The following is a 15,047-nucleotide window of genomic DNA, read 5'->3' as shown; positions in this document are numbered from 1 at the left end:
GCACCGGTGTCGAAGGACGGGAAGGATCAACTCCAGCTGGCGTGCAGCGGCTTGCCCTCGGCGTATCCGGCGGCGCTCTGCACCCCGACGACCGCCTTCTCGGCGAACTCCGCGAGGGAGGCCGCCCCGGCGTAGGTGCAGGAGGAGCGGACGCCCGCGATGATCGAGTCGATCAGATCCTCGACGCCGGGCCGGGCCGGGTCGAGGAACATCCGCGAGGTGGAGATGCCCTCCTCGAAGAGCGCCTTGCGGGCCCGGTCGTAGGCGGACTCGTCCGAGGTGCGGTTCTTCACGGCGCGCGCGGACGCCATGCCGAAGGACTCCTTGTAGAAGCGGCCGTCGGCGGTCTGCTGGAGGTCGCCGGGCGACTCGTACGTACCGGCGAACCAGGAGCCGATCATCACGTTGGACGCGCCCGCGGCGAGCGCCATGGCGACATCGCGGGGGTGGCGGACGCCGCCGTCGGCCCAGACGTGCTTGCCGTACTTCTTCGCCTCGGCGGCGCACTCCAGGACGGCCGAGAACTGCGGCCGCCCCACGCCGGTCATCATCCGGGTGGTGCACATGGCGCCGGGGCCCACGCCCACCTTGATGATGTCGGCGCCCGCCTCGATGAGGTCGCGCACACCCTCGGCGGCGACGATGTTGCCCGCCACGATCGGGACCGAGGGGTCGAGGGCGCGGACCGCCCGGACCGCGCTGATCATGGACTCCTGGTGGCCGTGGGCGGTGTCCACGACGAGCGTGTCGACGCCCGCGTCCAGCAGCTGCTTGGCCTTGCCCGCGACGTCCCCGTTGATCCCGACGGCGGCGGCGATCCGCAGCCGGCCCTCGGCGTCGGTGGCGGGGGTGTACAGGGTGGCGCGCAGCGCGGCCTTGCGGGTGAGGAGGCCGACGAGCCGGCCCTCCGCGTCGACGGCGGGGGCGAGCTTGCGGTTGGCGCCGTCCAGCCTGTTGAACGCGTCGCGCGGGTCTATGTCCGCGTCGAGCAGCACCAGGTCCTTGGACATGACCTCGGTGAGCTGGGTGAAGCGGTCCACACCGGCCAGGTCGTGCTCGGTGACGACACCGAGGGGCCGGCGCTCGTCGTCGACCACGACGCCCGCGCCGTGCGCGCGCTTCGGCAGCAGCGACAGGGCGTCGGCGACCGTCTGGCCGGGGGCCAGCACGATCGGGGTGTCGAGGACCAGGTGCCGCGACTTCACCCAGGCGACGACCTCGGTGACGACCTCGATCGGGATGTCCTGCGGGATGACGACGAGCCCGCCGCGCCGGGCGACCGTTTCGGCCATCCGGCGGCCCGCGATGGCCGTCATGTTCGCCACGACGAGCGGGATGGTGGTGCCGGTGCCGTCGGGCGAGGAGAGGTCGACGCCCTGGCGGGAACCGACTGCCGAACGGCCCGGGACCATGAAGACGTCGTCGTACGTGAGGTCGTAGGGGACCGCGGGGGAGTCTGTGTAACGACCAGTACCGGGCTCAAGAAAACGCATAACACTGATTTTTTCATACGAATCGCCGCAGGTCGCGTCCACGATGGCACAACAAACAGCACCCGCGTTGGTACGTTCCTCCGAAAGAGGTCCGGCGGGAGTCCCGGACGGGTGCAGCCCGTCTTGCCCGCGGACCCTACCCGAAGTCGTTCGGATCAATCCCCGATCGTCTGCCCTGGACCTGGTGACAAGGGGTCCGGTAGCTTCAAATTCGCAGGTCCCGTGGGTCTCACCAACGCCCCGGAGGAACAGCCGGAAGAGCCACAACTTCCGTCATACGTACGACCGGAGAGGATCACGACCCACTCGTGGAGAGCGAACTGCCGGACATCTACTGCCCGTTCCCCCAGCTCAGCAACCCGAACGTGCCGCACACCAGAGTCCATCTGGAGGAGTGGACCCGCGACACCGGTCTGGTGCACCGCGATTCGGCCAGGGCCCGCTTCGTCCAGGCGGACTTCGGCGCGTTCGTCGGCATGGTGTATCCGACCGCCGACAGCAAGAACCTCGACCTGGTGGCCGACTGGTTCGTCTGGCTCTTCCTCGTCGACGACCAGCTCGACGACGGACACCTCGGCCGCAGCCCGGAGCGGGTGCGGGACGTGGTCGGGCTGATGCGGGACGTCATCCGGAGCGACACCCCCGGCGCCCTGCCCGAGGGCGAGCTCCCGGCGGCCGTGACCGCCCTGGCCGATCTGTGGGAACGTACGACGCCGATGGCCGCCCCGCACTGGCGCGCCCGCTTCGGCTGGCACCTCACCACCTACCTCACGACCACCACCACCTGGGAGGCCGGAAACCGCGCCTCGGGCGTGGTGCCGTCCGAGGAGACCTATATCGCCAAGCGGCGCCACACCGGTGCGATACATGTCTGCATGGACCTGATAGAGATCGTGGCCGGCATCGAGGCACCCGAGTCGATCCACAACGACCCCCGGTTCATCACCGCGCTGGAAGCCTCGTGCAACGTCGTGTGCTGGGCCAACGACGTGTACTCGTACGAGAAGGAACAGGTGCTCGGCGAGATCCACAACCTCGTCCACCTGGTCCGGCACCACCGCGGCCACGGCGAGCGGCAGGCCCTGGAGCACGTCTGCGCGGAGATCACGACCGAGACGGAGCGCTTCCTCACCGCCGAGGCCGAGCTGCTGTCCGCCTATCCGCAGCTGTCCTGGATGCTCCGGCCGTATCTGGACGGCATGCGCAGCTGGATGCGCGGCAATCTCGACTGGTCGCGGCAGACCCCGCGCTACAACCCGGCCGACGTGAGCCAGTACGAGGAGCCGCAGGAGTATCTGGAGGCACGGGTGCTGGGCATGGCCCAGGACTGAACCACCCGGACACGGGTCCGCCCGGACGGCGCGCATGCCGTCCGGGCGGACCCGTGTCCGGGGCCGGTCAGTCGCCGTCCGGGTCGGCGCGCTCCAGCGCCGGGCGCAGCGGGGCCGCCGACTCGGTCAGCAGAAAGTCCGCCGCGGCCGTGTCCGTCACCAGGCTGGTGACCAGCCCCGAGCGCAGCACCGCCCCGATCGCCGCGGCCTTGCGCTGACCGCCCGCGATGGCCACCACCTCGGGGATCCGGCGCAGCCGGTCGGCCTCGACCGTGATGCACCGCTCCCCCAGGTCCCGGCCGACCCGCCGGCCCTCGGTGTCGAAGAGGTGCGCCGACATCTCCGCCGCGACGCCGAGCGAGGCGTAGTGCGCCCGCTCCTGGTCGGAGAGCATGTCGTGGACGGTCGAGATGCCCGGCTCCCAGGAACCGATGGAGACCGCCGCGACGGTCACCTTGTCGAAGTACTCGAAGGCGCGGGCGATGCCCGTCTGGTGGCGCAGGGCCGCGGCCGTGGCCGGGTCCGGCAGCAGCATCGGCGCGTAGATGGGGTGGGCCTCGCCGCCGGAGACCTGGGCGGCCCGCCGGACCGCCTCGACGGAGCCGCGCTCCGCCGTCCCCGCGTCGTACACCCCGGTGAGCTGTACGACCGTGCACGGCGGCAGCCGGTCGAGCGCCGCCGCCATGTGGATGGTGGAGCGGCCCCAGGCCAGCCCCAGTACATCGCCTTCGTTCACCAGTTCGCCGAGCAGATCGGCCGCGACCTCGCCCAGGTTCTCCGGATCCGGTGCGTCGTCCTGCTCCTCGGCCGGCGATTCGACGACGACCGCGTGACGCAGCCCGTAGCGGGCCCGGAGCGCGTCGGAGCGCTCGGCGTCCAGCTCGGCGGGGACCCGGATCTCGATACGTACGAGATCGCGCTCCAGCGCCGTCTCCAGGACCCGGGCCACCTTGAAGCGGCTGACGCCGAACTCCTCGGCGATCTGGATCTTCGACTTTCCCTCGAGGTAGAAGCGGCGGGCCATGGCCGCCGCCTGCACCAGCTCCGCGGGCCCCATCCGCAGGGCGGACCGGCCCGCCGACATTGCAGACACCGCGCTCTCCTCACTGCTGTTCACACTCTCGATACGCCGTTCATCCTGTCAGATCCGGCGCCCCCTGATCGGCCCCGTGGGACCGCGTTCATCTGCTCTTGGCCTGCCCGACCTCGGGCGGGAGGCCGTGCTCAGGCGCCGGTGTCAGTGGCCGCACGCCCAGGCCGCCGAGGCCGTGGCCCGCTCCGCCCGGGCGCGCAGCGAGCGCACCGCCTCGTCCGGGTCCTCGGCCCCGTACACCGCCGAACCCGCCACGAAGACGTCGGCGCCGGCCTCGGCGCACCGTTCGATGGTGGACGCGGAGACCCCGCCGTCGACCTGGAGCCACAGTTCGAGCCCGTGCTTGGAGATCAGCTCCCGGGTCCGGCGGATCTTCGGCAGCATGATGTCCAGGAACGCCTGGCCGCCGAAGCCCGGCTCCACCGTCATGATCAGCAGCATGTCCAGCTCGGGGAGCAGGTCCTCGTACGGCTCGATCGGCGTCGCGGGCTTGAGCGCCATCGACGCCCGGGCCCCCTTGGCGCGGATCTCCCGCGCGAGGCGCACCGGAGCGGCCGCGGCCTCCGCGTGGAAGGTGACGGAACCGGCGCCCGCCTCGACGTAGGCCGGGGCCCAGCGATCCGGGGCCTCGATCATCAGATGGCAGTCCAGCGGGGTGTCCGTGGCCCGGGCGAGCGATTCGACGATCGGCACACCGAGGGTCAGATTGGGCACGAAGTGGTTGTCCATCACATCGACGTGGAGCCAGTCCGCGCTCCTGACGGCCTCGGCCTCCTCGGCGAGACGGGCGAAGTCGGCGGACAGGATGCTGGGGTTGATCTGGGCCATGCCCCCAAGCCTGCCATGTTCCGCGCCACTTCCCCGCCTTGGTGCGGGCCAAAGCCTCACGGGATCATTACGGTTCGCGTGATCAAGGGGTTCCGGCCGCCCTGCGGGGGCGTTTCGGGCGGGCTCGTACGGATCGGGCCGGTCGGTCCCATCAGAAGTCCCACCGGTCGGCGTCGGCGACCCTCCCGGCGTACGCGGCCAGGGTGTACGGCCGCCGACTCCGCGGGACGGTGTCCGGGCAGAACGCGAAGTGCTCGGCCGCCACCGCGAGGGCCTCCTCGGGGGTCGTCGGCGCAGCGGCGACCGGGAGGTGCGGGGTGGCGAAGCCGGCCCCGACGACGCGGACCCCCAACCGGCGCTCCCAGTCGAGGACGACCGCGGAGGACTTCCCGGTGTCGTCGTCCTGGTCGAGCGGACCGGACCGGATCGCGGCGGCGAGGGCCCCGGAGGCGGCGGTGACCAGCCCCTGCCCGGCCGACGGACGCTCGGCCGCCAACCGGTCGGCCCCCGCCGCCTCCCGGCCCGGCGCGAGGCCCGGCCACTCCTCGAAGGAAGCCGTGACGGCGGCCCGCTCCGCCGCCGGGAGCGGGTCGTCCGCGTCGACGGCCGTGCACTCCGCCCACCGCGCCGCGAGCAGCTAGGCCGGGTCGGACACGTCCTCCGGGCAGAGCTCGCCCGATCCCCAGGGGCGGAACAGCCCGTCGTCGTCCGGCTCCAGCGGGGCGAGCAGCAGCGGCCACAGCCCGGTGCGCGGGTGTTCGGCCTGCACCCGCGCCCGCAGTCCGGCGGTGGCCGGTACGCCGGCGGGCCAGAGCGGCCGCTCGTCCCCGTCCCCCTCGTCGGACGTGATCGTCCGGCCGGCCGGGAGCGGGGTGCCGAGGGCCGACAGCGCTCCGGGGTTCGCAGGCCTCTCGCCGGTCAGGTGGTGCGTCGCAGCAGGGCCAGGTACATGGCGTCCGTGCCGTGCAGGTGCGGCCAGAGCTGGACGTCGGGGCCGTCGCCCAGCGCGGGAACGTCCGGCATCAAGGGGCGGGCGTCGATCCACTCGGCCTCGACGCCCCGGACGCCGCCGCGGCCCTTGAGCACGTCCTCGACCACCGTCCGGGTCTCCGCGAGATGCGGCGAGCAGGTCGCGTAGCCGACCACGCCGCCCACCCGGACCGCCTTCAACGCCTCGCCGAGCAGGCCGCGTTGCAGCGGGGCGAACTGCTCCAGGTCCTCCTTGCGGCGGCGCCAGCGCGCCTCCGGGCGGCGGCGCAGGGCGCCGAGCCCCGAGCACGGCACGTCCATCAGCACACGGTCGAAGCTGCCGGGGCGCCACGGCGGCCGGGTGCCGTCGGCGGTGATCACCTGGTACGGGCCGGGGTTCCCGGCCAGGGCGTGCTCGACGAGCCGGGCCCGGTGCGGCTGCTTCTCGGCGGCGAGCAGCGTGGCGCCCCGCTCCGCGGCCAGCGCGGCGAGCAGGGCGGCCTTGCCGCCGGGGCCTGCGCAGCCGTCGAGCCAGCGGCTGTCGCCGCCCTCCAGAGGTGCGGCGGCCAGCGCGGCGGCCACCAGCTGGCTGCCCTCGTCCTGGACCCCGGCCCGGGCCTCGCGCACCGCCTCCAGCGCGCCGGGTTCGCCGCCCTCGGCCATCCGCACGGCATACGGCGACCAGCGGCCGGGCAGGCCGTTCTCCTCGCCGAGCGCTTCGAGCAGCTCCCCGGTGGTGGCACGGCCGGGGCGCGCGACCAGGGTGACCTCGGGGCGCTCGTTGTCCGCCTCCAGGAGGTCCTCGATACCGGCCCGGCCGCCGCCCAGCGCGTCCCAGAGCGCCGAGACGATCCAGCGCGGGTGCGAGTGCACGACCGCGAGGTGGTCCTCGGCGTCCTCCTCGTAGGGCGGGGCGACCTTGGCCACCCAGCCGTCGAGGTCGTCCGCGGCGACCTTGCGCAGCACCGCGTTGACGAACTTGGCGCGCCCCTCGCCGAGCACCACCCGGGCCAGCTCCACACTGGCGGAGACCGCCGCGTGGGTGGGGATACGGGTGCCGAGGAGCTGGTGCACGCCCATGTTCAGCACGTCCAGGACCGGCGGGTCGACCTCGCGCAGCGGACGGTCGATGCAGGCCTCGACGATCGCGTCGTACGTTCCCTGGCGGCGCAGCGTGCCGTAGACCAGCTCGGTCGCCAGCGCCGCGTCCCGGTGGTCGAAGTCGCCCTTGGCACGGGCCTTCTTCAGCAGCGGGGGCAGGACGAGGTTGGCGTACGCGTCGCGTTCGTCGACCGCCCGCAGGGCCTCGAAGGCGAGAAAGCGGACCGGGTCCTTCTTCGGCCGGCGATGGGGCTTGGCGGGACGGCGACGCTGCTGGTCGTTCACGTGAAAGGTGCTCCGCTGAAGGTGAGGGGACGAATCCTCCCAGCCTACGTCGCCGCCCCTGCCGGGGTCCGCCTCAGCTCCCCAGCAGCTCGCCGTGGACGATCCGCACCCCGCGCGCCCAGTCCGCGGCGCGCATCGGCTTCTTGCCCTGCGGCTGGACCCAGAGCAGTTCGACGGCGTGCGATCCGGTGCCCACGTACACGTTGTTCTTGGCGGCGGAGAGCTCGCCGGGGGCCAGGTCGGTGCGGTCGAGGACGGGGACGGCCTGGATCAGCTTGAGCCGCTCGCCGCGGAACAGGGTCCACGCGCCGGGCGCGGGCGTGCAGCCGCGTACCACCCGGTCGACCCGGAGCGCGGGCGCCGACCACTGGACCTGGGCGTCCTCCACGGTGATCTTCGGGGCGAGGGTGACGCCGTCGGCCGGCTGCTCCACGGCGTGCAGGGTGCCGTCCTCGATGCCGTCCATCGTCGCCGCGAGCAGCCCCGCGCCGGCGAACGCCAGCCGGGTGAGCAGGTCGCCGCTGGTGTCGGTGGGGCGCACCTCCTCGGTGAGGACGCCGTAGACCGGTCCGGAGTCGAGTCCCTCCTCGATCAGGAAGGTCGACGCGCCGGTCAGCTCGTCCCCGGCCATCACCGCGTGCTGCACCGGGGCCGCGCCGCGCCAGGCGGGCAGCAGCGAGAAGTGCAGGTTGACCCAGCCGCGGGCGGGCACGGCGAGCGCCTCCTTGGGCAGCAGCGCGCCGTAGGCGACGACCGGGCAGCAGTCCGGGGCGATCTCCCGCAGCCGGGCCAGGAAGTCCTGGTCGCGCGGGCGGGCGGGCTTCAGCACCTCGATGCCCGCCTCCTCGGCCCGCTCGGCGACCGGGCTGGCGACCAGACGGCGGCCCCGCCCGGCGGGGGCGTCGGGCCGGGTCACGACGGCGGCCACCTCGTGCCGGTCGGAGGCGATCAGGGCGTCCAGGGCGGGTACGGCGACCTCGGGGGTGCCTGCGAAGACGAGCTTCATGGGTGGCTGACTGCCTCTCGGGCCGAAGTGCGGTGACGAGCAACGCACAAGTCTATGGGGCGGGGCGCCAGGGGGCGTACGCATGCCCGTGCGCCCCTTTGAAGGGCGTACGCGCCCCTGAAGCGTGACCAGAACCACAGCTCGGGCGTTGGTCAAGAGAGATTGACCGAAGCGAGCCGCCCTGGTGCGGCCCGATCCCTTTCAACGCCGGTTCGAGAGGCTTCTTCATGGCCGACCACGCAACCCACGACGCCCAAGCGAGGGCCAGTCTGCATCTGTTGGTGCGGGACATCGAGCGGGTCCGGCGGCAGGTGGACGCGCTGCGTACGCTCACCGCCCAACTGGGCAACGTCTACCGTCCGCGCCGCTCCGGCCCGTCCACGGGCTTCGTCGTCTACGGCAGGGCCCCGGCCCCCACCGTAAGGCTGGCGCAGGAACTGCGCGACAGCGTCGAGACGCTGGTCACCGCCGCGGTCGACTTCGACCGCTCGCTGGGCTTCTCCTGGGACGCGGTGGGCTCCGCGCTCGGGGTCACCAAGCAGGCGGTGCACCGCCGCTACGGAGCGCGCCGCAACGCCCGGCAGCCGGGGGCGGCCGAGGCCGCCGGGGAGACCGCCGTGCCGCGCGGCCTGCCCGTCCCGGGCTCCGGTGGCCCGTCCGCGCTGCCCGCCGTGCCCGCGGCCCGGTCCATGCCGCCGCAGCCGTCGACGGACCGCCCGTCACTGCGCGAGGACCTGCGCCCGGGCGCCTTCCCCGGCCCACGCAACGGCTGACCGCCACCCCCGTCCGTCCGCTGCCCCGTCGCGCGATTCCCGCGCGGCGGGGCAGCCCCATGCCCGGGAGCTTCCCGTGCCCCGGCCGTCAGCCGATGTCCGGCGGGTCGACCCTGATCCGGACCCGGTCGCCGCCCCGGGACAGCCGCGCCGCCTGAGCGGCCTTCAGGGCGTGCGCCAGCGCCGCGCCGCTGCCCGGCGGCACACGGAGCAGCACCCGCTCCCAGGACTCCCCCGGCGGCGCCTGACCGGGTCTTCGGGGCCGGCCGGGCGCGGCGGCCGCCACCGGGACCGGGCCCAGTGTCTCGGCCTCCGGCGGCAGTTCGGCCGCCGCGAGGAATCCGGCCAGCGCCTCCGGCGTACCGGTCACCGAGGCCATCCGGGACACCGGCGGGAAGCCCAGCTCGGCCCGGTCCGCCAGCTCGCGGCGGGCGTGCCCCACCGGGTCCCAGCGCACCAGCGCCTGCACCGGCCGCAGCGTCGGCTCGGCGACGACCACCACCGTGCCGCCCTCCGGCTGCCCGCGCACCAGCGCGGCGGCCGCCGTCCACCGCCGCAGCGCCTCCTCACCGGCCCGCAGATCGGGGCGGCCGACCATCGCCCAGCCGTCCAGCAGCAGCGCCGCCGCGTAACCGCCCTCGGCCACCGGCTCGGCGCCCGGGGTGCTGACGACCAGCGCGGGCGCGTCCGGCACCGCGTCGAGCACATGGTCCCGGCCGGAGGTCCGCACCGGAACGGCCGGAAAGGCCCGGCCCAGCTCCTCGGCGGTCCGCCGGGCGCCGACGATCCGGGCCCGCAGCCGGCCGGAGCCGCAGGCCGGGCAGTGCCAGGCGGTCTCGGGCCGCCCGCACCAGGCACAGTCGAGGTCCCGCTCGTCCGGGGCCTGGAGCGGCCCGGCGCAGTGCCGGCAGCGGGCGGGCTCGCGGCAGCGCTCGCAGGCCAGCCGGGGCGCGTAGCCCCGCCGGGGCACCTGGACCAGGACCGGGCCCCGGCGCAGCCCGTCCCGGACCGTCTGCCAGGCCAGGCTGGGCAGCCGGGCCGCCCGGGCCGCGCCGTCCCGGGCCAGCTCCCCGTCGTCGACCGTACGCACCAGGGGGGCGGCGGCCCGCAGCTGCTCGCGGTCGGCGCGCAGGGGCAGCGCCCAGCCGCTCTCCACCAGCTGCGCGGCCTCCACCGTGCAGCTCGTGGAGCCGAGGAGGAAGGCGCACCGGCTGTGCGCGGCCCGCAGTTCGAGCACTTCGCGCACGTGGGGGAAGGGGGCGTTGTCGTCGCTGTGGCTGGCGTCCCCGTCGTCCCAGACGGCGACCAGGCCGAGATCGGCGACCGGGGCGAACATCGCCGCCCGGGTGCCGACGACCGCCCGCACCGAGCCGCGCCGGACGGCGAGCCACTCGCGGTACCGCTTCTCCGGTCCGGAGTCGGCGGTGAGCAGCGCGTGGTGACCCGGGCCGAGCAGCCCGGTGAGCGCGGCGTCCACCCGGGCGGCGGCCCGGCCGTCGGGCACGACGAGCAGCGCGCCACGCCCGGACGCGAGGGTGGCGGCCATGGCCCGGGCGATCTCCTCGGGCCAGTGGGGCCCCGGCAGCGCCGTCCACACGGCCCTGGGCGCACCGCCCTCCGCCAGCGCCCGCAGGAACGCCGGACCCTGCGCGTACCGCTGCCAGCTCCCCGCCGACGGCGCGGGCGGCGGCGGCAGCGGCGCGGGCGAGGGCTTCGACTCGGCCCGCCCGTTGCGCGGCGGCACGGCGAGCTGGAGGACATCGGCGAGGCTGCCCGCGTACCGGTCGGCGACGGCGCGGGCGAGGGCCAGCAGCTCCGGCCCCAGCACCGGCTCGGGCGACACGACATAGGCGAGCGCGGCGAGCGCGCCCTGGTAGTCCGACTCGGCACGCCGCTCGATCAGGAAGCCGTCGACCAGCCCGCCGCCCTCGCGCCGCCCGCCCCGGACCTGACGCCCCCCGGCCCCGAACCGGACCCGCACCCGCACCCCGGGCCGCGCCTGGTCGTCCAGCTCCTCGGGCACCGCGTAGTCGAAGTACTGGTCGAGGTGGAGGGCGCCCTTGTTGACCACCACCCGGGCGACCGGCAGCTCCTTGGCGAGCGGGGCGCCGCGCCAGGTACGCGGCTTGGCGCGGGGCACCTCGGCCCTGCGCACCGTCTCCCGGATCAGCGCAAGCTGCTCCGGGGCCCCGGCGCCGGGGTCCTCCGGCCGCTCGTTCTCGCTGCTCACAGCCAAATTCCTACCAGAGGGCACCGACAGCGGCCCCATCGGAGAAGTCCGGGGCCGGACACGCCGGGGCCCGGACACCACGTGCGGTGTCCGGGCCCCGGCGTACGGACGGGACGGCGGCTGTCTACAGCCCGGCCGCCGCGCGCAGCGCGTCCACGCGGTCGGTGCGCTCCCAGGTGAAGTCGGGCAGCTCCCGGCCGAAGTGGCCGTAGGCCGCGGTCTGGGCGTAGATCGGGCGGAGCAGGTCGAGGTCGCGGATGATCGCGGCCGGGCGGAGGTCGAAGACCTCGCCGATGGCGTGCTCGATCTTCTCGGTGTCGACGGCGGCGGTGCCGAAGGTCTCGACGAAGAGGCCGACCGGCTCGGCCTTGCCGATCGCGTAGGCGACCTGGACCTCGCAGCGGGCGGCGAGACCCGCGGCGACGACGTTCTTGGCGACCCAGCGCATGGCGTACGCGGCCGAGCGGTCCACCTTCGACGGGTCCTTGCCCGAGAAGGCGCCGCCGCCGTGCCGGGCCATGCCGCCGTAGGTGTCGATGATGATCTTGCGGCCGGTCAGTCCGGCATCACCCATCGGGCCGCCGATCTCGAAGCGCCCGGTCGGGTTGACCAGGAGCCGGTAGCCGTCGGTGTCCAGCTTGATGCCGTCCTCGATGAGCTGCGCGAGCACGTGCTCGACGACGAACTCACGGATGTCGGGCGCGAGCAGCGAGTCGAGGTCGATGTCGCTGGCGTGCTGCGAGGAGACCACGACCGTGTCGAGGCGGACGGCCTTGTCGCCGTCGTACTCGATGGTGACCTGGGTCTTGCCGTCCGGGCGCAGGTACGGGATGGTCCCGTTCTTGCGGACCTCGGAGAGCCGGCGGGAGAGCCGGTGCGCGAGGTGGATCGGGAGCGGCATCAGCTCGGGCGTCTCGTCGCAGGCGTAGCCGAACATCAGGCCCTGGTCGCCGGCGCCCTGCTTGTCGAGCTCGTCCTCGTCGCCCTCGACCCGCTGCTCGTACGCCGTGTCGACGCCCTGCGCGATGTCGGGCGACTGCGCCCCGATGGAGACCGAGACGCCGCAGGAGGCCCCGTCGAAGCCCTTCTTCGAGGAGTCGTAGCCGATCTCCAGGACCTTGTTGCGGACAAGCGTCGGGATGTCGGCGTAGGCCTTGGTGGTGACCTCACCCGCCACATGGACCAGACCCGTGGTGATCAAGGTCTCGACGGCGACGCGGGACCGCGGGTCCTCGCGGAGCAGCGCGTCGAGAATGGTGTCGCTGATCTGGTCGGCGATCTTGTCGGGGTGGCCCTCGGTGACGGACTCCGAGGTGAAGAGACGGCGGGACACATCGCTCCCTGGGGTTGCAGCGGCTGCTGGCTGAATCATTGGGCGGATCGCCGGGAGCTGCGCCCGGCACAATCCGGAGCCAGTTTATCGGTCGTATTCGTCCGGCGGACAGTACGTCTCGCTCTTTGAGCCATCTGTGACCCGCCACACTCCCCTCCGACGTGGGAGGAATCCCTTTGGGGAACGGGCTTTTACCCCCATTTTCCAAGGCATTCGCACACCTTCGCACGAAACAAAAAATTCATCCGAGCCGCGGCGACACGAGGTCCCAGACCGTGTCGGCAAGCGCTTCCTTGGGTCCGTGCGGCACCTGGGTCTCGCCTCCGTCGGCCGCGAGCACCACCGCCTCGTTCTCCTCGGAGCCGAAGGTCCGGCGCTCCCCCACCTCGTTGACGACCAGGAGGTCGCAGCCCTTGCGGCGGAGCTTCTCCCGGCCGTTGGCGAGGACGTCGTCGGTCTCGGCGGCGAAGCCCACGACGATCTGCCCCGGCCGGGCGCGCTCGGCGGACACCTCGGCGAGGATGTCGGGGTTGCGGACCAGGGCGACGGGGGCGGGCTCCTGCCCGTCCTTCTTCTTGATCTTCCCCTGGGCGTACTCGGCGGGGCGGAAGTCGGCGACCGCCGCGGCCATCACGACCACGTCGGCGTCGGCGGCGGCCTTCAGCACGGCCTCGCGCAGCTGGACGGCGGTCCCCACGCGCAGGACGTCGGCGCCGGCCGGGTCGGGCAGCCCCGTGTTGGCCTCGATCAGCGTGACCCGGGCGCCGCGGGCCAGGGCGGTGCGGGCCAGGGCGTAGCCCTGCTTGCCGGAGGAGCGGTTGCCGAGGTAGCGGACCGGGTCGAGGGGCTCGCGCGTACCGCCCGCGCTGATGACCACATGGCGGCCGGCCAGGTCGGGCTCGACCGGGCCCCGGGCCAGGACCCGGCGGCAGACCTCGAAGATCTCCCCGGGGTCGGGCAGCCGGCCCTTGCCGGTGTCGGCGCCGGTGAGCCGGCCGACGGCGGGCTCGATGACGACGGCGCCCCGGCGCCGCAGGGTGGCGACGTTCTCCCGGGTGGCGGGGTGCTCCCACATCTCGGTGTGCATGGCGGGCGCGAAGACGACCGGACAGCGGGCGGTGAGGAGCGTGTTGGTGAGCAGGTCGTCGGCGAGGCCGTGGGCCGCCCGGGCGAGCGTGTCCGCGGTGGCGGGGGCGACGACCACCAGGTCGGCCTCCTGCCCGATCCGGACGTGCGGCACCTGGTGGACGTCGTCCCAGACCTCGGTGGAGACCGGGTGACCGGAGAGCGCCGACCAGGTGGCGGCCCCCACGAAGTGCAGCGCCGACGCGGTCGGCACCACCCGGACGTCGTGACCGGATTCGGTCAGCCGGCGCAGCAGCTCGCACGCCTTGTACGCGGCGATGCCCCCGCTGACCCCCAGAACGACCTTCGGCTTGTCCACTGCGTCTCCCCGCACTCGGATACGAACACCCCCATGCTGCCTCACCCCGGCCGTCCGGCCGAGAGCGCCCCGGACACACCTCGGGCCCGGCAGCCAGTGGCTGCCGGGCCCGGAGTGAGGACGTGGTTCCTGCTTACTGCGCGGGGCCCTCGATGGCCTCGGAGGTGAGCAGGCCCGCGTTGATCTCGCGGAGCGCGATCGAGAGCGGCTTCTCGTGCACATGGGTGTCGACGAGCGGACCGACGTACTCCAGGAGACCCTCGCCGAGCTGCGAGTAGTACGCGTTGATCTGGCGCGCGCGCTTGGCGGCGTAGATCACGAGGCTGTACTTCGAGTCGGTGGCCTCAAGGAGCTCATCAATCGGCGGGTTGATGATGCCCTCGGGCGTGGTGATGGAAGAGGACACTCTCTGCCTTCCGAAGGGGGTGAGAATCAAAGAAACCTTTGATGGTGCGGAGGTCCGCGTCAGTGTTTGTCAGCGCCTGAGCAGTACCTGAGCAGTGCCTGGGCAGTGCTTTTCGGTAATTGTTCAGTCGCTGTCGGCACTGTGGCCGGAAGCCTCCAGCATCAAGGCTAGCAGCTCACGCGCCACGTCCTCGACGGAGGTGTTGACCAGCGTCGTGTCGAACTCGGCCTCGGCGGCCAGCTCGACCCGGGCGGCGGCGAGCCGGCGCTCGATCACCTCGGGCGCCTCCGTCCCCCGGCCGGTGAGCCGGCGGACCAGCTCCTCCCAGCTCGGCGGCGCCAGGAAGACCAGCTGGGCGTCCGACATCGACTGGCGGACCAGCCGGGCGCCCTGGAGGTCGATCTCCAGCAGCACCGGCTCGCCCGCCTCCAGGCGGTCGAGCACGGCGCGGCGGGGTGTGCCGTAGCGGTTGCCCGCGAACTCGGCCCACTCCAGCAGCTCGCCGTTGGCGATCAGCTTGTCGAACTCCTCGTCGTCCACGAAGAAGTAGTGGACGCCGTCGCGCTCGCCGGGGCGGGGCCTGCGGGTCGTCGCCGACACCGAGAGCCAGACCTCGGGGTGGACCTTGCGCATATGAGCGACGACCGTGCTCTTGCCGACCCCGGAGGGGCCGGAGAGCACGGTCAGCCGCGGACGTACGTCCGGGGGTACGGGGGACGTCCCCCGGGATGTTGCAGCCATGGAGCGATTATCCA

General features: G+C 73.4%; 14 protein-coding genes. 2 read left to right on the top strand and 12 right to left on the bottom strand.

The genetic code is table 11. The features are described from left to right. Positions 1–26 precede the first annotated feature (26 nt). A complete protein-coding gene (locus ACIQGQ_RS20150) occupies positions 27–1,493 on the bottom strand; it encodes a GuaB1 family IMP dehydrogenase-related protein (RefSeq protein WP_402397644.1) in 1,467 nt (488 codons plus the stop codon). Between the two features lie 308 nt (positions 1,494–1,801). Here ACIQGQ_RS20150 and ACIQGQ_RS20145 point away from each other — a divergent pair, with 308 nt between their 5' ends. Next, a complete protein-coding gene (locus ACIQGQ_RS20145; protein WP_402397643.1) occupies positions 1,802–2,824 on the top strand; it encodes a terpene cyclase in 1,023 nt (340 codons plus the stop codon). Positions 2,825–2,891: 67 nt separating this feature from the next. On the opposite strand, the gene ACIQGQ_RS20140 is transcribed toward ACIQGQ_RS20145, so the two are convergent. From ACIQGQ_RS20140 to fmt, 6 genes are all read right to left on the bottom strand, one after another. Beyond that, on the bottom strand, positions 2,892–3,908 hold the full coding sequence (locus ACIQGQ_RS20140) for a sugar-binding transcriptional regulator (RefSeq protein WP_402397712.1): 1,017 nt from the start codon (positions 3,906–3,908) through the stop codon (positions 2,892–2,894). Positions 3,909–4,061: 153 nt separating this feature from the next. Continuing rightward, the gene (gene rpe, locus ACIQGQ_RS20135; protein WP_402397640.1) at positions 4,062–4,745 is read right to left on the bottom strand and encodes a ribulose-phosphate 3-epimerase; all 684 of its coding nucleotides are present in this window, start codon (positions 4,743–4,745) and stop codon (positions 4,062–4,064) included. A 151-nt stretch (positions 4,746–4,896) separates the two neighbouring features. After that, positions 4,897–5,241: a DUF4253 domain-containing protein gene (locus ACIQGQ_RS20130; protein ID WP_402397637.1), complete on the bottom strand. Its 345-nt coding sequence runs from the start codon at positions 5,239–5,241 to the stop codon at positions 4,897–4,899. Positions 5,242–5,382: 141 nt separating this feature from the next. Next, complete coding sequence (locus ACIQGQ_RS20125; protein ID WP_402397634.1) at positions 5,383–5,514, bottom strand: hypothetical protein; 132 nt, start codon at positions 5,512–5,514, stop codon at positions 5,383–5,385. 149 nt (positions 5,515–5,663) lie between these two features. After that, a complete protein-coding gene (locus tag ACIQGQ_RS20120; protein WP_402397632.1) occupies positions 5,664–7,100 on the bottom strand; it encodes an RsmB/NOP family class I SAM-dependent RNA methyltransferase in 1,437 nt (478 codons plus the stop codon). Between the two features lie 73 nt (positions 7,101–7,173). Then, entirely contained in the window at positions 7,174–8,106 is a 933-nt protein-coding gene (gene fmt, locus ACIQGQ_RS20115) for a methionyl-tRNA formyltransferase (RefSeq protein WP_402397629.1), read from the bottom strand. A gap of 227 nt (positions 8,107–8,333) precedes the next feature. On the opposite strand from fmt, the gene ACIQGQ_RS20110 reads away from it, so the two are divergent. Further along, positions 8,334–8,879 carry a hypothetical protein gene (locus ACIQGQ_RS20110; RefSeq protein ID WP_402397626.1) on the top strand — a complete coding sequence of 182 codons (546 nt, stop codon included), beginning with the start codon at positions 8,334–8,336 and terminating at the stop codon, positions 8,877–8,879. 88 nt (positions 8,880–8,967) lie between these two features. Here ACIQGQ_RS20110 and ACIQGQ_RS20105 read toward each other — a convergent pair whose 3' ends face one another. The 5 genes from ACIQGQ_RS20105 to gmk form a co-directional block, all read right to left on the bottom strand. Further along, complete coding sequence (locus ACIQGQ_RS20105) at positions 8,968–11,109, bottom strand: primosomal protein N' (protein ID WP_402397624.1); 2,142 nt, start codon at positions 11,107–11,109, stop codon at positions 8,968–8,970. Positions 11,110–11,233: 124 nt separating this feature from the next. Continuing rightward, the gene (metK, locus tag ACIQGQ_RS20100) at positions 11,234–12,442 is read right to left on the bottom strand and encodes a methionine adenosyltransferase (protein WP_402397621.1); all 1,209 of its coding nucleotides are present in this window, start codon (positions 12,440–12,442) and stop codon (positions 11,234–11,236) included. 241 nt (positions 12,443–12,683) lie between these two features. Continuing rightward, positions 12,684–13,886: a bifunctional phosphopantothenoylcysteine decarboxylase/phosphopantothenate--cysteine ligase CoaBC gene (gene coaBC, locus ACIQGQ_RS20095; RefSeq protein WP_402397618.1), complete on the bottom strand. Its 1,203-nt coding sequence runs from the start codon at positions 13,884–13,886 to the stop codon at positions 12,684–12,686. A 133-nt stretch (positions 13,887–14,019) separates the two neighbouring features. After that, positions 14,020–14,292 (bottom strand): DNA-directed RNA polymerase subunit omega, encoded by a 273-nt coding sequence (gene rpoZ / locus ACIQGQ_RS20090; protein ID WP_003970369.1) that lies wholly within the window; start codon positions 14,290–14,292, stop codon positions 14,020–14,022. Positions 14,293–14,415: 123 nt separating this feature from the next. Continuing rightward, positions 14,416–15,033 (bottom strand): guanylate kinase, encoded by a 618-nt coding sequence (gene gmk, locus ACIQGQ_RS20085; RefSeq protein ID WP_402397615.1) that lies wholly within the window; start codon positions 15,031–15,033, stop codon positions 14,416–14,418. Positions 15,034–15,047: the final 14 nt, after the last annotated feature.

It is taken from the genome of Streptomyces sp. NPDC092952 (genome assembly GCF_044754785.1).
GTDB lineage: Bacteria > Actinomycetota > Actinomycetes > Streptomycetales > Streptomycetaceae > Streptomyces.
This window is presented reverse-complemented; position numbering and strand designations above follow the sequence as displayed.